This window comes from Ruegeria sp. BHSA163 (genome assembly GCF_059613365.1).
This window is the reverse complement of the sequence record NZ_JBXWSJ010000067.1, coordinates 1-18,805: the sequence shown is the minus strand read 5'-3', so window position 1 is coordinate 18,805 and position 18,805 is coordinate 1. Positions and strand designations below refer to the sequence as shown.

Below are 18,805 nucleotides of genomic sequence, written 5' to 3'. Positions count from 1 at the left end.
GTTAATGGTCTTCCTGATGTGGTGGGTCATGATGATTGCTATGATGGTGCCAAGCGCGGCTCCCACGGTGTTGTTCTATGCTGCACTTGCAAGGAAAAACAAAAACGCGAATAAGCCATACGCTGCTGTCTCCATTTTCCTTGCCGGGTACCTGTTGGTTTGGGGTTTCTTCAGTCTCGTATCAACTGTTGTGCAGTGGTCCCTTGTTTCAATTGGGCAGATGAGCGGGATGATGGAAATCACTCAAGCGCCGCTTGCAGGAGCGCTGCTTGTGCTGGCTGGACTTTACCAAGTGTCCCCTCTCAAGCAGGCGTGTCTGCGGCATTGTCAGCATCCGGTGATTTTCTTCATGCACAATTGGAAATCAGGGGGCTGGGGGGCTCTTCGCATGGGGATGCAGAACGGGTGGTTCTGCCTTGGGTGCTGCTGGGTTCTAATGGCGCTTCTTTTCGTCGGTGGAGTGATGAACCTGCTTTGGATCGCCGCGCTCGCAATTTTCGTCGGAATAGAAAAACTCGCCACCGGGCTTCCGTGGTTGTCCATGCTTTCTGCAGTCGCGCTGATCCTCGGGGGACTGGCGCTTGCCTTGGCATGACGTTTTGAGCCCTCCGACAACGGAAGCGTACCGTGCAATCTAGTTGAGCAGGATGACGGCTTCGGGCTCGGTGCGGTCATTCGCTGAAATGCCGCGAGCGACCGCAATGCGGACAAAGCCGCCCGATGCTGGCGCAGCGAAAATCAAATCGATTGCTCGACAGTGTCACGGTATCACCCGCGACAGCGCAGCACGATTTCTCGATACCGGACGTTCAAATCATGCATATAGGCCAAAACTTAATCAGGCCGTTCGCTTCGCTCGGATATAATGTCTCAAATGCGGAGCAAGCTGCATTATGCTGCTGCGGAGACAATTGGCTTATTGCGCCACCGTACCTTTGAACGACAAGCACCCGCCCAGCCAAATATTTTGAGCGAGCGCAGTTTCCGTCACGTTTTTTCAGTGTTACCTTCGCAGTACTGCCCATATTTGGAGGAGAGGGGCAAACCTTGGAACGCAGGCTTGCCGCCATATTCGCCGCAGACGTAGTCGGTTTCAGCCGTATGATGGCCGAGGATGAGGTGGGCACCTTCGAACGTTTGACCACGGTGCGCCAAGACATCCTCACCCGTTTGATAGATGAAAAGAACGGGCGGATCGTCAAGCTTATCGGCGACGGACTGCTGGCCGAATTTGCAAGCGTTGTTGATGCCGTGGAGGCTGCGATCCAGATACAGGAGGCGGTTAAGGACAAAAACGACACCATTGATCCCCACCAGCGTATCGAATTGCGGATCGGTATCAACCTGGGAGATCTGATCATCGATGGCGACGACATTTACGGAGGCGGTGTTAACATTGCGGCGCGCCTGGAACCCCTAGCTACGCCCGGAGGCATCTGCATCTCGCGCGAGGTTTACGAACACACGCGCGGCAAAGTCAGTAAGCCATTTGAATCTGCGGGTGTCCACCGGGTCAAAAACATACCTGAGCCTCTCACGGTATTTCGGATGGCGGACCCGAATGGCTCGAAATACACTTCACTGTCTCGCTTCAAAGTTCGACGCGCTGTCACGGCGGTGGCCGTAATAGCGATTCTTTCAGGTGCCGCTTTTATATTGCGTGATGGCATAGTTGCCCTTTTCGGCGGCGCTGAAAGTGAAATTATCGCAGCAGAGGACGGGCTGCCTTCTCTCATTGTGTTGCCCTTTGAAAACCTCGGGCTGCCAGACGCGGAACGCTACATCGCAGATGGGCTCACGGACGATCTGATTACAGATTTCTCGAAAGTCGCCGGGCTGATGGTGATCGGCAGCAACACCGCGTTTTCCTATCGGGACCGGACAATCGACAGCAGGGCCATCGGTCGCGAGTTGGGGGTGGGCTATGTTCTCGAAGGCAGCGTGCGCAGAGCGGGAACTCGGCTTTTGGTCAACGCGCGGCTGACAGATGTGAGCAGCGGGCAGACAGTATGGGCCGAGCGGTTGGAGCGAGACGAAGCCGATATTTTCTCCATAGAAGCTGGCCTAATAAATGAGATCATTGATCAACTTGGTGTGGATGTGAGTGTGTCCGAAAAGGAGCGGATCGAACGCCTACCTACAACGGATCTGGAAGCATATGACTTCTTTCTCAGAGCCGAAGAAGCCGCTCGCAGCGGCTTTCGGCCCGGGCTGCGCGAAGCGTTGAGCCTCTATTCGGACGCAACCGCAATCGACCCGACTTTTGCCAGGGCATTCGCGGCACAGGCCCGCACCGAGGCATTGATCATGCGCCGTAACTATGACGATGTGCTGCCCTTTCCGGTCGCCCGGAAACGCGCCTACGAACATGCCGGTCGTGCCTTAGAAATTGATCCCGATGCGGCGATGCCTTTTGCCGTATTAAGCGAGTTGCAGACTGTGGATCGAAGGTATGAGGAAGCGATGCGCTCGGCGCAGCTTTCTGTCGAGAAGGCCCCCGGTGAAGCATCTGCTTATCTTGCGCTGAGCTTTGCGCAAACATTCTACGGCCGACATGAAGAGGCGATCGAGAATTTCGAAACGGCTCTGCGTCTCAACCCACTATTGCCGGGCTATGCACGTCAGATCGCAAGCTTGTCATATATTCTGACAGGGCGTCCCCAACGTGCCGTCGAAATCCTTGAGGAGATAAAAGGCAATTCTCAAGGTATTGAGGACTACTTTAACATCCTCGCGGCCGCCTATGGAGAGGCTGGCCAGACGCAAAAGGCGCAAGCAACTGCAGACGAGGTGGCCGAATTTGCTCCGCATACTTCGGCGCAACTCTACAAGGTCTTGTTTGCGCATTTTCGGAAGCAGGAAGAACTCGATCGGATCATTGATGCAATGTTGACTGCGGGCGTGCAGGAATGGCCCTTCGACTTTCAACCTGGCGCTCGCGAAAAGCTATCTGCCGACGCGGTTACCGCTCTGATAGACGGCAACGTATGGCAGGGAAACTTCGAAGGCCGCGGACCCGGCTTGATGCAGATTTCAGAGAACGGAAGTATGGCCTTGCGCGCATCCACATTGTTTGTCACTGGATCGGCATTTGTGAAAGACGACACATTGTGCTTACAACAACCCGGTCTTTCGCTTGGTCGCCCGGCTTGTGGCATGGTCTACAAAAATGCCGAAGAAGAGGTCGGGGCGAGCGAGCCTTACAGCTACATCAACCCGCATATTCTGTTTCACTTTAGTCCTGGCGGATGACCATCATCCGAGGTGCGCGTCAATTAGAGTAATCCTTGGCTGCCAGCGGCTTGGTCTTCTCCCAATTCGCATCCGCCTTGGCGATCACCGCTTCCCCTTCTGGGTGGTCAAGCATTTCTGCTCCGGTCGGGTCCGATATAAAGTAAAGCTTCCCATCGATGATCCGCCAGGAATTTACTGGGTCGATGTTTTCGGACGCGTTGGCCCCAAGGCCGACACCCAATGTGCAATACCCGCCATATTGCGGAGCGTATTTGGTTGGGTCAGACTTAAACAGTTCGCGGTTCTCTGCGCTGTTGAAGTGCCATGGCGTGCCAAGCCAATCATATGCGAACTCACTTGATCCCTTTACCGCACGGCTTTCGGTGAAATAGGCAACAGTATCATAACCCTTGATTGCAACATCGCCGAAAGGCCCAGTGTTGATGGGCTCATCCGCCAGCGCACTCGTGGTCATGCTTGCAAAAAACAGCCCGCTCATCAGAAGTCGAAAGTTCATTTTTTGACCTTACCTTATGTGCCTGCCTCCAAACACAGGCGGTGAAATTCCGGGCCGAAGGCATCTGGCGGGGGGCAAGTGGCTCCGTTCTGCTTCAGCAGCCCAACGATATCATAGTGTTTACGGAACATCGTTCGGATTAGAACCGAAAAGCCATCGTTATCGAGTGTCACAATATCCGCACCGTTGTCGAGCAGTAGCTCGATCATCTCGATATGACCCTCATCGGCCGCCATGAAGATGGGTGACTTTTCGGCCCTGTTGATGCGTCCATTCACGTCTGCGCCTTTGGCGAGAAGCAGCTGCGCTGTCTCAATCTTACCGCCGAAGGCAGCCGCGTGAAGTGGAGTGAAACCGCTGTGGTTACGCGCCATCACGTCAGCCCCTGCTTCGATCAGAGCCGCAGCGGTTTCGGTGTTTCCAGCCAACGCAGCAGCAATCAAGGGCGTAGCCTTGTTCGGCCCCCGCTCATCAACCGAGGTACCGCTTTCCAACAGAGCCTTAACGGTCGCTGTATCACCCTGCTTTGCAGCATCGAATAACTGACCTGCTTGAGCGGGCCCAAGTATAAAGAATGCCGTTGTAAAGATGGCAATAATCCAACGCATGGATCTACCTCCCCTGTTTGAAGTCTACAATGAGCCGCTGTTGCGCGCAACGACGGCTTATTCGCTGCGGTGTTGAAGACGGTTTCGATCGAGTGGGTTTAGTCCATGCAGCGGCCCCAGAGACAACGAGTGTTTTGTCCGCGACGGAGCGTAGTGCCTCCGAATTTCGCCGCAGCCAGCATGAATGTCCGGTCTTTAATCTTCGCCGCGACGCTCCGGTTAACGAGAAGTAATGCTGCAGCGGCGAGATTTACTGGTCGAGAAGGTCTGCTTTGGGCTCAAGGCAGTCATCTGAGTCTTTCAGTCAGATGACGGCTTAGGCACGGATAGCGGTCATTGTTGGTGGTCATTCCGAGAAATTTCGCCTGAAGGTCTGCATTTACCAGCACCAGACATTCGTTGAAATCTTCTGAACGGCAGAATTGCGGACGAAACTGCCGGTCGGATTGATCGATATGAATTCCCTTCCTAGCAATAAATAACATAGGCTCTATCATGCTGGCTTTGCCCCACTGTCGAAGGAAACAACATGTTGCGTTCAATGCTAATCCCCGCAGTTCTAATTGCACCTCATTGTCTGACTGCTGCAGAGAAAGTGTCGGCAACGAACTTCTATGTCGTCAACCAAGAGCAAATTTCCGCGGGCGAGGACGTGTTCTGGAAAGAGGACAACTATGGGACTTATACTGTTGACGAGGGACCAATCGATCCTGGTTTTGTCCGGTGCGTGGGCTCGGGTTTCGGCGGGCCCAGCGGTGTCAGCGGCGGTGGCGTCTGTGTTTTTGGTGAACAAGAGGACACGTTCACCATGAGATGGAAGGTTGTTGCCTTCGGCGTCAACAACTGGCGGATAGTTTCCTCTACCGGCAAATATTCGGGGATGACTGGAAGTGGAACGACCAAAACACGTGTGGCGTCAAAATTCCTGGCGCTACCGCACCGTATTTCTGACTGGGAAGGCGAGGTTGCTTTGCCCGCTAGGGATTGAAACTCGAACTGAAAAGGTCGGGGATGGCGCTGGTTTGTGAGGTAGGCAGAAGCCGCATTGGGCTCATACCAGACGTTGGGTAACCGCCCTGCCCCGCTCAAGCAAAGTTCTTCTGACAAGACCCTAGCTATGAGTCCTGAGACTAAGGACTTTGCGTCCAAACCTCAGACACTTTCTGGTGTGTAAATGTCGAACCCGAATGCGACTCGGTGCGCGCCACCGTAACGGCCGGCAATTTTGGCTTTAATCAGTGTTGCGACGGTTTCTCGCGCAAAACGTTGCATCGGATGCGAAATGATCATGGATAGTGTGCCATCAATCAGGGCGGCACGCGTATCGTCGAAAAGTTCGTAACCAACTGCAACGAAGTCGTCTCGTTTAGGCATCGCCCTTAGGGCTGCAATTGCGCCCGTGACACCTCCTCCTGAAATGTAGAGGCCACAGAGGCTTGGATGTTCGGTGAGCAGCGTTTCCACATGTTCGCGGGCGACAGCCGCAGATTCGTAAGTCGGAAGTGGTTCGAGAACCGAAAAGCGGGAGTTGTGTTCTCGAAAATAAGACCGGAATCCGCTTTCGTTCATTTCCTGGTTCCGAAGCCTATGACTTCCAACAAGAACCCCAATCTCTCCGGGTATCCGCACCATCTTGTCAAAAGCCCAGGCGGCAGTTCGTCCTACCTTCCAGTTGTCGAGCCCAACGAAGCTTATGTTCCCCTTCGCGGATAGTGGGCCAATTAGAGACACGATTGGAACGCCCTGCTCCAACACGGCATCGATAGAATCCGCAACAAGCGGATGCTGAGGAGCTACGATTGCTAGCGCCTCGCAACGCTCCCCCATCGAGATGATGTGATTTGCAACTTTTTCCGGCGACAGATCCTCTAAGAACTCCAGCGTTAGCTCAATCTTGTGACTGCCAAAAGTTTCTGCTGCGGAAGCGATAGCGTCACCAAGGTTTCGATAGAAGGCCCGAGAGCCTCTCTGCAGGAGCACGCCGAGGTGATGGGTGGTTCTTGTGGCTTTGACGGCGTGTTCAATCGTACCAAGGCCATAGAATCCGATTTCTTCTGCGGCGGCAAGAACACGCTCCTGCGTTGGCGAGCGAACCGATTTCGGTTGGTTTAGTACACGATTGACCGTTGAAACGGAAACGCCAGCAGCCTTTGCAAGGTCGGGAATTGTTGGTCTTTTCATCTCATTTAATCTCAAATAGATCGCGCCTCGACACGAAATGAGACGAAATTACATCTTTTGGAGAATTACTATTGATGTGAAAGATGTCAACGATGCACTCAGATGTCGTTGGCAGCGCCTGCAAGAGAGACTAGGCGTCAACGTTTTTGGGGGAGGCCAAATGCGCAATTGCGATACGAAACCGCCCGCTCTAGCAGATCGTCAATTATGTGCACCCGCTCGCGAACAATTCGGCCTAATGGCCAACATAAGAATTAGGCTGCAATCAAGAAGCCTTACAAACCGGGGAAAACGACAACAATTTCACCAAAACCTTCGCAGTAGAGGTGACCGCAGCGCTCTTCCCGTGCAACGCATGGGCGAAAGGCATCGCAGTGATCTTCGATTTAGCCCTGCGCGGCTTCTGAAACCTGATCAAGAAAGGCACCAATGACGCAACGCGTGTCGTCGCGGCCAATGGCGGTTCAGTCAACTACTTGCTGACCCAGAACTCCATCGGTCCCTTGCTAGTGTGAACTGAATGCGAGTGGTCAGCGAATGGCGCGACAAAACTGAGGGAGATCGTCGGATGATCCGACTCGCCATCGTAGGCGCGGGCTTAATGGGTGAGGACCATGCTCGTATCGTCGCGCAGAATCTTCCCATGGGGAAGCTTCAGGTCATTTGCGATATGGATAGGTCGCGCGCGCAATCTGTTGCCGACGCAACTGGAGCGGCAGATGTTTCAATCGAGCCCCAGGCGGTGATAGGCCGTTCGGATGTGGATGCCGTGATAGTGGCCTCGCCTGATTTCACTCATGCGCCGCTCACAAAGGCCTGCATAGCGGCGGGTAAGCCTGTTTTGTGCGAGAAACCCTTGTCTCAGTCTTCGGTCGAATGCCTCGATGTGATCAAAACAGAGCAGAGCGTTGGAAAACAGTATGTCATGGTGGGCTTCATGCGTCGCTACGACCAATCTTACGTCGAAATGCGGGAAGCGCTTACATCTGGCCGCCTGGGTCGCGCTCTCATGATGCACAATTTTCATCGCAATGTGGAAACGCCTGCGGCTGATTTCACTGCTGCCATGGCCATTACAAATTCTGCACCGCATGAATTCGATGTCGTGCGGCATGTTCTTGGTACTGAATTTACAAGCGTGACAGCACACCAGCCCCGGCGGTCCGACGACCGCGTCGCGCCGGTGGTGATGGTTGTGGAAACAGAAGACGGTCAACTGGTGACCATAGAAATCAACAACAACGCAGCCTACGGGTACGACGTTCGCGCGGAGCTGGTAGGTGAGGCAGGGTCTGTAACCATGAACAACGTGGCCTACACAAGGACGGACATCAAATTGGAGTCCAGGACGCGCTACGACGCCGATTGGCGCGGTCGCTATCACGAAGCTTATGTGCGACAGAACCGGGAATTTCTCCGCTTTGCTGAAACAAGCGTGTTCCCTGAAATCGCGTCGAACGCGTGGGATGGATACTGCGCGTCGGCTGTGGCCGAAGCTGGCGCCAGAGCGTTGACGACCGGCACGAAGCAGACCGTGGAAATCATATCGAAACCGGAATTGTACGATCGCCCAAAGGAGGCCGCGACATGAAACTTGGGTTTGTGTCAGACAGCCTAGGGGCAATGTCTCTGGACGGCATGCTCGACAACGCAGCGCGCTTGGGCGTTTCGGGGATCGAGGTGAATACCTGCGGCTGGTCCATGGCGCCGCACTTCGATCTGCAGGCAATGCTGAGCGATACTGGAGCCCGCAATGCATTCGAAACAGCCTTCTCGGACCGCGGGCTGGAGATCATCAGCCTGAATGCCAACGGCAATCCGCTGCACCCAACGGACCCGGCTCAGGGCGAAGGACTGAAGGACACGATACGCGTTGCAGGAGCCATGGGAATCAAGACCGTCTGCACGATGAGCGGTCTGCCCGCAGGCCATGCGAGCGACACGATGCCGAATTGGATCGTCTCTTCCTGGCCACCTGAGACGAAGGAGATTCTGCGCTACCAGTGGGAAGAGAAACTGGTCCCTTTCTGGACCGACATCGTGAGCTTGGCTCGCGAGCATGGCGTTGAGCGCATCGCGCTCGAACTTCATGGCAACCAGTGTGTCTACAACGTTCCCTCCCTGAGAAGACTGCGCGAGGCGGTCGGGCCCGTGATCGGCGCGAACCTCGACCCCTCGCATCTTTTCTGGATGGGAGCAGACCCTCTGGTCGCGGCCGAAGCTTTGGGAGATGCGATTTACCACGTCCATGCCAAGGACACGTTGTTGAATGCGCCGGTTCAGGCGACGACAAGCCTACTGGAAAACGGCTCACTAATGGACGTCCCGGCCCGCAGCTGGTCTTACATCACGCTTGGCTTCGGTCACGGCGAGGAATGGTGGCGCCAGTTTTGCATCCGGCTCAAGATGGCGGGCTACGACGGCTGGCTGTCGATTGAGCACGAGGACGTGCTCCTGAACTCACTTGAGGGACTTGAGAAATCGGTCGCACTCCTGCAGGGCGTCATGCCCGGCAAGACCGCCGACTACAAACCACAGGATATCTGAGATGGCGTTTGAACTCGCGGCCTGCGCAGAGATGCTCTGGCAAGACAAACCGATCCACTGGCGCGCGACGCGTCTGAATGAGATGGGCTTTGGCGTTGGTCTCTGGAACTGGCCGGCTTGGGACTTGGACCAACTCGAAAAAACCGGTGCGACATTCACGATCATGAACGGCTATCTCGAGGGGAGGCTCGCCGATGCCGAAGGAGCCGACATGCTGCTGAAATCGGCCCGTGATACGGCGCAGGTCGGCAAACGCCTTGGCGTGCATCGCCTCAATCTGCACGGAACTGGTCTGGGTGATCGGGGTCTGCCGATCCAGCAGATAGCGCATGTCGCGCCGGGCATGTGGCTGCGCGCCCGCGATACACTGAACCGAATCTGTGACATGGCCGCTAAAGAGGGAGTGACCTTCACACTGGAAAACCTCAATCTACGCGAACATCCCGGCTGTCCATTCAATTCGACCTCCGATGTCCTGTCGCTTGTGGCCGCGGTCGACCGTCCAGAGCTGCGGATCAACCTCGATCTTTACCACACTCAGATCGGAGAAGGGGATGTGATCCGCCACGCTAAAGCCTGTTTGCCGTGGATCGGCGAGGTGCAGGTGGCCGATAATCCCGGTCGCTGCGAGCCCGGCACAGGCGAGATGAACTGGCCCGCCATTGCGCGCGCTCTCGATGATCTGGGTTATGCCGGCCCCGTCGGGATGGAGGCCTTCGCCAAGGACAATCCGGAAGATGCTCTCGAAGCCTTCCGCGCCGCATTCACACTATAACCCTCTTTTCGGAAAGACCCCGCGATGATCAAAGTCGGACTTCTGGGCGCAGGCCGCATTGCCGGTGTACACGCCACCGCCATTTCCTCCAACCCGGGCAGCACTCTTGCTGCGGTTTCGGACTATATCCCTAAGAATGCTGAAAAGCTTGCCGCCGTATATGGCAGTACGGCGCGTACCACCGAGGAAATCATCGCGGATGACAGCATTGACGCGGTTTTGATCGCCACTTCTACGGACACGCATTCCGACCTGATCGAGGCCGCGACCGCCGCCGGTAAGGCCGTTCTCTGCGAAAAGCCTGTCGATCTCAGTCTTGAGCGGGCACGTGCCTGCAGAAAAAACACCAAGTCCTCCGGCAAACCCATCATGATTGGTTTCAATCGTCGGTTCGATCCGAATTTCAGCGCGATGAAGACGGCGCTCGATGCGGGCGAGATCGGAAAGGCAGAGCTTCTGTCGATCACCTCGTTCGATCCAGCGCCGCCGCCGGTTGCCTACATCAAAGTGTCCGGCGGTCTCTTCCGCGACATGATGATCCACGACTTCGACATGGCCAACTTCATGATGGGTCAGACCCCGGTGAGCATCATGGCCGCTGGATCCTCCATCGTGGACCCGGAGATCGGCGGTGCGGGGGACGTCGATACCGCTGCTGTGACCATGACCTATGCGGATGGGCGCATCTGCGTCATCAAGAACTCGCGGCGTGCCGTCTATGGCTACGACCAGCGTGTAGAGTTGTTGGGATCAGAGGGTCTCCTGCAAGCCCAGAACATGCTGCAAAACACCGTAGTCAAATCCACCACGGCCGGCGTGACCGCAGCAAAGCCCACTTACTTCTTTCTTGAGCGCTACATGCCGTCTTACGCTAACGAATGGGCTGCCTTCGTGGATGCTTTGGGCGACCGATCGGCGCTTCCGGTGACGCTTGATGACGGGATTAACTCGCTTGCGATGGCCGAAGCCGCAACGCAGTCTACGAAGACTGGCCAGCCAGTTAGGCTCTCAGATGTCTGACGTCGACCTCATCACAATAGGGCGCAGCTCGATGGATTTATACGGTGCGCAAATTGGCGCTTGTGTTAAGGTCGAAACGGTTGAGATACCGTCTCTCTAATTCGGTCGAGGTAGCAACAACATTATGGAGGTGTTGGCAAAATGAGCCTTTTGGAGCTCAAAAACATTACAAAGAGCTTTGGAGCCATTCATGCGCTGCAAGGCGTAGATCTTTCGATTGCTCCCGGCGAGGCCGTCGGATTAATGGGTGATAACGGTGCTGGCAAGTCGACCCTGATGAAAATAATTGCTGGTAACTTTCCTCCGACTTCCGGTGCAATAAGCATCGAAGGCCGGGGTATCGAATTCTCAAAACCCATAGACGCCCGGGAAGCGGGCATTGAAATCGTTTATCAAGACTTAGCCCTTTGCGACAACTTGACGGCCGCTGCCAACGTCTTTTTGGGGCGTGAACTCAGAAAAAAGCTTGGGCCAATTTCCATGCTGGATTATTCGGCCATGTACAGGAAGGCGGGCGAACTTTTTGGTGAGTTGAAATCCGAAACCCGCCCGCGAGACTTGGTGCGGCAGATGTCAGGCGGGCAACGTCAAGCCGTTGCGATCGCGCGCACAAGACTTAGTGATCCGAAACTTGTTTTGATGGATGAGCCAACGGCTGCCATTTCGGTGCGTCAGGTGAAAGAGGTCTTGGCGCTCATCCATCGACTGAAAGACACCGGTCACGCAGTCATCCTTGTTTCACACCGGATGCCAGATGTTTTTGACGTATGCGACAGGGTCGCGGTTCTACGTCGAGGCACAAAAGTTGCAGATAAACGTATCAGCGAAACGACCCCGGAAGAAGTTACCGGGTTAATCATCGGGGCAATCGAAGCAGCATGACCACTAATCCACCAACCGACGAAGAACTACGCCAACATCCGGGACACGGACCGGCGGACGAATTAAGCGAAATGGATCACGCGGCAATCGACGAGAGCATTACACACCGGCAAGAAGTTTCCGGATTTGGAGCAATCATAAGGACGCAGCCATTTTGGGTGTTCCTTGCGTTGATCGCACTTGCAGTCGTTATGACGTTCGTTTCCGACGCCTTTATGACGGAGCGGAACATCTTCAACATTACACGAAACATGGCATTCTTTGGGATCATGGCGCTTGGAATGTCGGCAGTTATTTGTACAGCGGGCATTGATCTCAGCGTCGGATCACTCGTCGGTCTGTCTGGGATCGTCACGGGCTTGATTATGCAGGCCGGCTTTGGGATCGGGCTCGGTTTTTTGGGCTGTATGGCTGTCGCTGCACTTGTGGGATTTGTGAATGGCGTTCTCGTCGCTTATCTGCGCATGCCACCTTTCGTCGTCACGTTAGGGATGTTGTCGATTGTCGTTTCGCTCGCACGGGTTGTCTCAAACAACCAGATGATCTGGGACTTCGGACCGGATCAGGACCTTTTTGAGTGGATCGGCGGGGGCAGTATCCTGAGCATCCCAAACGTGGTCTGGGTGCTCACTATTTTGACGGCGGTGTTCTGGTGGATCTGGCGCTACTCGACCTGGGGGCGCTGGGTGATTGCCATCGGCGGCAATGCGCATGCGGCAAAGCTTGCCGGTATTCCAGTTGAGCGGATGTTGGTCTCTGTCTACGTTGTATGTTCTCTAACCGCGGGTCTCTCGGCGTTTCTCTTTGTCGGCTACACCGGCTCGGTCACAAACGCGATGGGCTTCACGTGGGAGCTAACCGTGATCGCGGCCACCGTGATCGGCGGCGCCAATCTGATGGGCGGCATTGTTTTTGCGCTTGGAGCGCCCATTGGCGCAGCGCTTATCGAACTTATTCGAAACTCGCTGATCCTCGCCGGAATACCGGCGCTCTGGCAACAATTTTTTGTCGGATTGTTCCTCATTTTGGCAGTTCTTCTGGAACAAATCCGAAACCGCGGGGGAAAATAACCCCTAACTACTACTCTTCAACAACTCAAGGGAGGAAACTATGAAGAGATTACTTGCAACCACAATGGTCGCAGCCATTGCAATGTCAGGAATGGCGCTTGCGGATGGTCACGCAAAAACATTTGCTCTCGTTCCAAAGGCAATGAACAACCCGTTCTTCGACCTGGCCCGTGATGGATGCTACAAAGCTCAAGAGGAGCTGGACGGCGTGACCTGTGAATACATAGGGCCCGGTGAGCACACCGAACTTGAGCAAATACAAATTGTACAAGACTTGATCACCAAAGGTATTGACGGTATTGCCGTCGCCCCGTCGAACGCTCCTGCAATGGGTAAAGTTCTCAAGGACGCGGAAGCCGCCGGCATTCCAGTAATCACTTGGGACTCGGATCTTCTCCCTGAAGATGCCAGTCTACGCACTACCTATGTAGGTACCAACAATTACGACATCGGTGTGAACCTGGCAAAACTAGTTCAAGCTCGCCATCCTGACGGCGGCACAATTTGTCTTCAAACCGGCGGCGCGGCTGCAGCCAACCATAATGAACGTCTTAAAGGTGCACGCGACACACTAGCCGGTGCGGATACTGGGACACCTCCGGGAAAAGCTCTTGCCGGTGAGGGAGGCTGGACAGAAATATCTGGTTGCCCGCTCATTACCAATGACGACGGTAACGTTGCCGTTCAAGGCATGTCGGACATTCTGGCTGCAAATGACGATCTGACTGCATTCTTGTCCACTGGAGCATTTACACAGTGGTTCGATAACGCCTATCGTTCAGCCGCGGAGCCATATAAAGCAAAAATGGACTCAGGCGATTTAACTATTGTTGTAGCCGACACACTGCCGATGCAATTGGAGCAAACTAAAGACGGCCTTGGTAATGGCCTCGTGGGTCAGCGTCCGTACGAAATGGGCTATAAGGCGATGTTCATCCTCAAAGACATTGTTGATGGCAAATCCGTTGATGATCCTATCTACACCGGTCTCGACGTCTGCAACAATGACAACGTGGACACTTGCGTGAAGTAAATTGTGACGAGTGCTAGCCGTGAGCGGCGCGTTTAAAACTGCGCCGCTCAACTCATTTTTGGAGAGAACTAATGCAACATGAGGCCCTTAAGAATGGTTCAGTCGCCGTCATAACGGGTGCTGCGTCTGGTATTGGGCTAGCTACAGCCCAAGCATTGTCAAAGCGCGGGATGCACATTGTTCTGGTTGATCTGGATACTCTGCGCCTCGAAGCTGCTGCTGCAACACTTCACGGCCCATTTCTTTGCCAAGCAATGGATGTTTCTGATGCAGGTGCAATGGTTGTGCTTGCTGACCGCTGCTTTAGCGAGTTAGGCCGCGTTGATCTCTTGATGAATAACGCGGCCGACCGTGTAGCAGGCGGTACTGATGATGCGCTTGATGCATGGCATCGCACAATGGAAGTCAATTTTTGGGCGGCGGTCTATGCAGAACGTGCATTTCTACCACGCATGCTAGATCAAGGACGTCCTGGGATTATTTTGAATACAGGCTCGAAACAGGGCATCACTAACCCACCAGGCAACGTCATTTACAACGTTACAAAATCAGCTCTCAAAACGTACACAGAGCAGTTGCAGCACAAGCTCCGCAACTCCGAAGAATGTCAAGTAACTGCACACCTACTGGTTCCAGGCTTTACCATTACCGGCCCCCACAAGCCCAATCCGGGAGGGTGGAGCCCCGAACAACTTGTCGACTATATGCTCCCACGTCTTGAGCGTGGCGATTTCTACATCATTTGCCCGGATAATGAGGTGACTGAGGAATTGGATGCAAAACGGATGGCTTGGGCGGTCGGCGATCTAATCGAAAATCGGCCTCCTCTATCACGTTGGCATCCGGATTGGTGTGAGACCTTCAAAGCTCAATAAGTCGCCCGCCCACCAGACAGATCGAAAACAGAAGCCGTCGTGAAAGAGTTTTCTTCGCTGCACAACCAAGTGACCATAGCTGCAATCTCCTCGACGTCGACGAAGCGGGCACGCGGAATTTTCGACAGCATGTACTGAATGTGCTCTTCCGACATCTGGTCAAAAATCCGGGTCCGCGCCGCCGCCGGTGTCACGCAATTAACCGCGATGTTGTGATCCGCGAGTTCCTTGCCTAGCGATTTTGTTAATGCGATCACACCCGCCTTTGAAGCAGAATAGGCGCAAGCCTGCGGATTACCTTCTTTGCCTGCGACAGAGGCGATGTTGACTATCCGGCCATAGCCTTTCTCCTTCATGCCCGGCACGACCGCACGGTTCACAAGGAAGGTTCCGGTCAGATTGACTTCCATGATTTGACGCCATGCGGCGATATCATAATCTTCCACCGGCGCGTTGGGTCCAGCGATCCCGGCGCTGTTGACGACGATATCGATCCGACCCAAAGCATCGCGAGTCGCATCCCGCGCCTCGCGGACACTTTCCCAATGCGAAATGTCGCAGGCGAAAAAGGACTCCACTTCCGACTGCGCGACGTTTTCTGCATCCATGTCCCATATGGCCACCTGTGCTCCGCTGGTCCGAAAGCGCGCTGCTATGGCCTGCCCTATGCCGTTTGCTCCACCGGTTACAACGGCAACCCGCCCTTCGAGATCGTAGCTGTTCATGTCTTGCCTCTCGTCCTTTTCTGCCAACATATTCCACTTTGTCGTGACTTGCGGCCCGGATTGGCGCAGTCTCACAGTGAAGACAGGTTACGAAATGGCGCAACGCGTGCAAAGAATTGATGCGCATCAACACTATTGGGATCCGGAGCGCGGAGACTATTTTTGGATGTTGCCGGATGCGCCGATTGCACGCGTCTTCGGACCCGAGGATCTGCAACCTTTGCTGGCCGCTCATGGCTTCGCGCAAACCGTGCTGGTGCAGGCAGCCCCCACGCTCGCGGAAACGGAGTACCTTCTGAAAATCGCCGGAGAAACGGCGACCGTCGCTAAGGTCGTGGGCTGGATCGACTTTGAAGACCCAACGAAGATCTCAGCGCTGGAACGTTTTGCGGCCCACCCGAAATTTGTGGGCGTCCGCCCAATGATCCAAGATATTCCGGAGGATGACTGGATGCTCCGCCCGGATCTCGACTGGGTCTTTCGGGCCATCGAGGATCTGGACCTGACCTTCGATTGCCTTGGCTTTCCAAGGCATCTCGCAAACTTCCACCGACTGCTGTTGCGCCACGAGGGCATGCGCGCGGTGCTCGGTCATTGCCTGAAGCCTCGACTGGAACGAAGCGACAGCTTCGACACCTGGGCAGAGGGCATGCGCAAACTGGCAGAAGATACGGGCGCGTATTGTAAGGTTTCAGGCCTTGTTACCGAGGCAGAGCATGACTGGTCGGATAATGTGTTGTGTCCTTATGTACATCACGTAATCGACGTATTTGGGCCAGACAGAGTGATGTTCGGCTCCGATTGGCCGGTCTGTCTGCTACGCTGTCAGTACAGCGATTGGGTTGCGCAAGCAGCGCGCCTATCCGCACATCTGGGCGAGAAGGCGCAGGCAAAAATATTCGGCGAAACAGCAAAAGTTTTCTACAGAATAGGATGACAATGGTATGACCTTTGCAAATTATCCAAGCCTCAAGGGCAAGACAGTGATGGTCACGGGCGGCGCCTCTGGCATCGGCGCCGAGATCGTGCGAGGCTTTGCCAAACAATCGGCGAAGGTTGGATTTATCGACCTCGATGCTTATGGTAGTGCAGCACTAGCGGACGAGATCGGCGAGACGGCCACGTTTGAAATTTGTGACCTGCGCGACATCGAAGCCTTGCGTGCCGCAATTGACACGTTGCGCGACAGACTTGGGCCGATCACGGTGCTGGTCAATAACGCCGCGCGGGATGACCGGCACGACTGGAAAGACGTTACTCTGGAATATTGGGACGAACGTATGGCCACCAACCTGCGGCATATGTTTTTTGCCATTCAATCCGTGGCGCCGGATATGATCGCGGCGGGCGGCGGCGCCATCGTGAACATGGGATCCAACTCCTGGTGGGAAGCGGGGGGCGGTTTTCCCGCCTACACCACGGCAAAATCTGCCGTTCACGGCCTGACGCGCACGATGGCGCGGGATCTCGGACGGCATCGCATCCGGGTCAACACCATCGTGCCGGGTTGGATCATGACCGACCGGCAAAAAGACCTGTGGGTCACCCCGGAAGCCATCGCGAAACATGCTGACCGCCAGTGTCTGCCGGATTTGATAGACCCAGTCTACGTGGCCCGGATGGTCCTGTTTCTGGCGTCAGACGATGCCGCGATGTGCACGGCCAATAACTATATGGTCGAGGCCGGGTCGATTTAAGGGGGACAATTATGACACAAAACCCAATTGGAGCCACAAGGCTCGCCGTGACTTCTATCGGGTTCGGAGCCTCCGGCCTAGGCGATATGCCGGACACCTACGGGTACTCTGTCACCGAAGACCGCGCCCGCGCCACAGTTCGGTCGATCTTTGAAAGCCCGGTCAATCTTCTCGACACGTCGAACAACTACGGCTTCGGCCGCAGCGAGGAGCGGGTCGGTGCCGTGATCCATGAGATGGGTGGACTGCCGGACGGTTTTGTGCTCTCGACCAAGCTCGACCGCGACATGGAGACGGGCCGGTTTGACGCTGCTCGGGTGCGGCAATCCGTGGAAGAGAGCCTTAAGCGATTGTCCCTTGATCGCATTCCGCTGCTTCATCTGCATGATCCCGAACACGCGCGCGATCTGGGCGAGATCACGCGAGAGGGCGGCGCGATCGACGCGCTTTTCAAATTGAAAGAAGAGGGCATCGCGGAAGCGGTCGGGCTGGCCATGGGCCGGCTCGACATCATGGAACCGATCTTGCGAGACTATCCGTTCGATGCGCTGATCAGCCACAATCGCTGGACGTTGATCAATCGCTCCGCGGGTCGGATGTTCGATGACGCGTGCGCTCGGGGGATCGCGATACTGAATGCAGCACCCTACGCCGGCGGCGTTTTTGCCAAGGGCAGCGCAGAGATGCCGCGCGTCACCTACCAGATCGCTGACGCGCCCAAGCTCGAGCCAGTCAAGGCCGTCGAGAGGCTCTGTCGTCAGCATGGCGTATCGCCCGGGGCCGCGGCACTTCAGTTTTCGATGCAAGACGAACGTGTTGCTTCGACGATTGTCGGGGTCTCCAAGCCTGAACGGGTTAAACAGACGATCGACTGGGCATCTGAGAGTATCCCAGGCGCGTTTTGGGAAGAGTTATCGAAGCAGGCAGTGTCTTTTGAGGATCCAGAGGCGGATCGAGAGTACAAGCCTGGGTGACTTCTGTGGAAAGCTAGGTGCTGTCAGACTAACTCGAACCAGTCTCAGTTTGCCGGGGAAACCGCGAACCTATCCGGAACGGAGTTGACGCCACTCGCTAAGAGCGGCGGCGCGGGTCAGCTTGAAGGTGTCTCGGCTGGTGAGAGATCTTTCCTGGTTGAAATGGTTATAGACGGAGGAATGGACGGAAGCGAATTTCTGCAAACTTCGCATGCGCCTGAGCGTGCCCTCCTCATCATTGGCCATATGCTGGGAGTAATCTACTACGTCCAGCATCATTATCGCGGCCAACCGCCTCTGAGGGTGCTCATTCATACAGTTTGACTTTCCCGGAGCACCTACAATCATAGTCCGCTTAAAAAGAGCCCACAAATACGCATCATGGATGCTGTTTCTACAAAACAAATGATTTCGATCAGGCTGCTCTGGGCTCGTCGCGGTCATTCGGCAAAATTCCGTGAACGTCTGCCTTGCGGACAAACCTGCCATTTGCGGCAATGCGGCACCCAAAGGTTACCTGAATGTCTGCTCCGTAACAAAACAGACATTCATTTTTAAATGCTGTAAAGGGCGGATCCGGCCCTCGGCCGGCTCAATCCCTACGAAAGGTGGTGCACCTCCTGCAACCCGTATACGGGGGTTTCGATACCCTCCATCCTTGCCTTGA

Annotated in this window: 18 protein-coding genes and 1 pseudogene; 14 read left to right on the top strand and 5 right to left on the bottom strand. The window is 55.2% G+C overall.

Annotation, left to right across the window (positions count from 1 at the left end; genetic code table 11):
- Together AC2FNV_RS20900 and AC2FNV_RS20895 are read left to right on the top strand one after the other, a co-directional pair.
- Positions 1 to 595, top strand: a 595-nt coding sequence (locus tag AC2FNV_RS20900) for a DUF2182 domain-containing protein (RefSeq protein ID WP_496774373.1), incomplete at its 5' end; no start/stop codon positions are given.
- A gap of 452 nt (positions 596 to 1,047) precedes the next feature.
- Positions 1,048 to 3,252, top strand: a complete 2,205-nt coding sequence (locus tag AC2FNV_RS20895; protein WP_170608712.1) for an adenylate/guanylate cyclase domain-containing protein — start codon at positions 1,048 to 1,050, stop codon at positions 3,250 to 3,252.
- 19 nt (positions 3,253 to 3,271) lie between these two features.
- Here the strand turns inward: AC2FNV_RS20895 and AC2FNV_RS20890 are convergent, their stop codons facing one another.
- Entirely contained in the window at positions 3,272 to 3,751 is a 480-nt protein-coding gene (locus tag AC2FNV_RS20890) for a YHS domain-containing (seleno)protein (protein ID WP_170608711.1), read from the bottom strand.
- A gap of 14 nt (positions 3,752 to 3,765) precedes the next feature.
- Positions 3,766 to 4,359, bottom strand: coding sequence for an ankyrin repeat domain-containing protein (locus AC2FNV_RS20885; protein WP_170608710.1), 594 nt, complete (start codon positions 4,357 to 4,359; stop codon positions 3,766 to 3,768).
- A gap of 529 nt (positions 4,360 to 4,888) precedes the next feature.
- On the opposite strand from AC2FNV_RS20885, the gene AC2FNV_RS20880 reads away from it, so the two are divergent.
- Positions 4,889 to 5,347: a hypothetical protein gene (locus AC2FNV_RS20880; RefSeq protein ID WP_496774370.1), complete on the top strand. Its 459-nt coding sequence runs from the start codon at positions 4,889 to 4,891 to the stop codon at positions 5,345 to 5,347.
- A 164-nt stretch (positions 5,348 to 5,511) separates the two neighbouring features.
- Here AC2FNV_RS20880 and AC2FNV_RS20875 read toward each other — a convergent pair whose 3' ends face one another.
- Positions 5,512 to 6,540: a LacI family DNA-binding transcriptional regulator gene (locus AC2FNV_RS20875; RefSeq protein ID WP_170609003.1), complete on the bottom strand. Its 1,029-nt coding sequence runs from the start codon at positions 6,538 to 6,540 to the stop codon at positions 5,512 to 5,514.
- A 568-nt stretch (positions 6,541 to 7,108) separates the two neighbouring features.
- On the opposite strand from AC2FNV_RS20875, the gene AC2FNV_RS20870 reads away from it, so the two are divergent.
- The 8 genes from AC2FNV_RS20870 (at position 7,109) to AC2FNV_RS20835 (ending at position 14,742) form a co-directional block, all read left to right on the top strand.
- A complete protein-coding gene (locus AC2FNV_RS20870) occupies positions 7,109 to 8,131 on the top strand; it encodes a Gfo/Idh/MocA family oxidoreductase (RefSeq protein ID WP_170609005.1) in 1,023 nt (340 codons plus the stop codon).
- Positions 8,128 to 9,087 carry a sugar phosphate isomerase/epimerase family protein gene (locus AC2FNV_RS20865; protein ID WP_170609006.1) on the top strand — a complete coding sequence of 320 codons (960 nt, stop codon included), beginning with the start codon at positions 8,128 to 8,130 and terminating at the stop codon, positions 9,085 to 9,087. The genes AC2FNV_RS20870 and AC2FNV_RS20865 overlap by 4 nt, the downstream gene beginning before the upstream one ends.
- Position 9,088: 1 nt before the next feature.
- The gene (locus AC2FNV_RS20860) at positions 9,089 to 9,862 is read left to right on the top strand and encodes a TIM barrel protein (protein ID WP_170609009.1); all 774 of its coding nucleotides are present in this window, start codon (positions 9,089 to 9,091) and stop codon (positions 9,860 to 9,862) included.
- 24 nt (positions 9,863 to 9,886) lie between these two features.
- The gene (iolG, locus tag AC2FNV_RS20855) at positions 9,887 to 10,882 is read left to right on the top strand and encodes an inositol 2-dehydrogenase (protein WP_170609011.1); all 996 of its coding nucleotides are present in this window, start codon (positions 9,887 to 9,889) and stop codon (positions 10,880 to 10,882) included.
- A 141-nt stretch (positions 10,883 to 11,023) separates the two neighbouring features.
- Positions 11,024 to 11,764 (top strand): ATP-binding cassette domain-containing protein, encoded by a 741-nt coding sequence (locus tag AC2FNV_RS20850; RefSeq protein ID WP_170609013.1) that lies wholly within the window; start codon positions 11,024 to 11,026, stop codon positions 11,762 to 11,764.
- A complete protein-coding gene (locus AC2FNV_RS20845) occupies positions 11,761 to 12,834 on the top strand; it encodes an ABC transporter permease (protein WP_254442672.1) in 1,074 nt (357 codons plus the stop codon). The genes AC2FNV_RS20850 and AC2FNV_RS20845 overlap by 4 nt, the downstream gene beginning before the upstream one ends.
- 40 nt (positions 12,835 to 12,874) lie before the next feature.
- On the top strand, positions 12,875 to 13,867 hold the full coding sequence (locus AC2FNV_RS20840; RefSeq protein WP_170609015.1) for a sugar-binding protein: 993 nt from the start codon (positions 12,875 to 12,877) through the stop codon (positions 13,865 to 13,867).
- Between the two features lie 71 nt (positions 13,868 to 13,938).
- The gene (locus AC2FNV_RS20835) at positions 13,939 to 14,742 is read left to right on the top strand and encodes an SDR family NAD(P)-dependent oxidoreductase (RefSeq protein ID WP_496774365.1); all 804 of its coding nucleotides are present in this window, start codon (positions 13,939 to 13,941) and stop codon (positions 14,740 to 14,742) included.
- Here AC2FNV_RS20835 and AC2FNV_RS20830 read toward each other — a convergent pair.
- Positions 14,736 to 15,467 (bottom strand): SDR family NAD(P)-dependent oxidoreductase, encoded by a 732-nt coding sequence (locus AC2FNV_RS20830; protein ID WP_496774363.1) that lies wholly within the window; start codon positions 15,465 to 15,467, stop codon positions 14,736 to 14,738. The two genes, AC2FNV_RS20835 and AC2FNV_RS20830, sit on opposite strands and share 7 nt — an antisense overlap.
- 76 nt (positions 15,468 to 15,543) lie before the next feature.
- Here AC2FNV_RS20830 and AC2FNV_RS20825 point away from each other — a divergent pair, with 76 nt between their 5' ends.
- Genes AC2FNV_RS20825 through AC2FNV_RS20815 form a run of 3 tightly spaced genes read left to right on the top strand, consistent with a single transcriptional unit; the run spans position 15,544 to position 18,138 of the window.
- Positions 15,544 to 16,404, top strand: a complete 861-nt coding sequence (locus AC2FNV_RS20825) for an amidohydrolase family protein (protein ID WP_367648222.1) — start codon at positions 15,544 to 15,546, stop codon at positions 16,402 to 16,404.
- Positions 16,405 to 16,411: 7 nt separating this feature from the next.
- On the top strand, positions 16,412 to 17,164 hold the full coding sequence (locus AC2FNV_RS20820) for an SDR family NAD(P)-dependent oxidoreductase (RefSeq protein ID WP_170609021.1): 753 nt from the start codon (positions 16,412 to 16,414) through the stop codon (positions 17,162 to 17,164).
- A gap of 11 nt (positions 17,165 to 17,175) precedes the next feature.
- Positions 17,176 to 18,138 carry an aldo/keto reductase gene (locus AC2FNV_RS20815; protein WP_170609023.1) on the top strand — a complete coding sequence of 321 codons (963 nt, stop codon included), beginning with the start codon at positions 17,176 to 17,178 and terminating at the stop codon, positions 18,136 to 18,138.
- A gap of 69 nt (positions 18,139 to 18,207) precedes the next feature.
- Here the strand turns inward: AC2FNV_RS20815 and AC2FNV_RS20810 are convergent.
- Positions 18,208 to 18,357: pseudogene (locus tag AC2FNV_RS20810) on the bottom strand (IS6 family transposase); the annotation flags it as partial.
- Between the last annotated feature and the right edge of the window lie 448 nt (positions 18,358 to 18,805).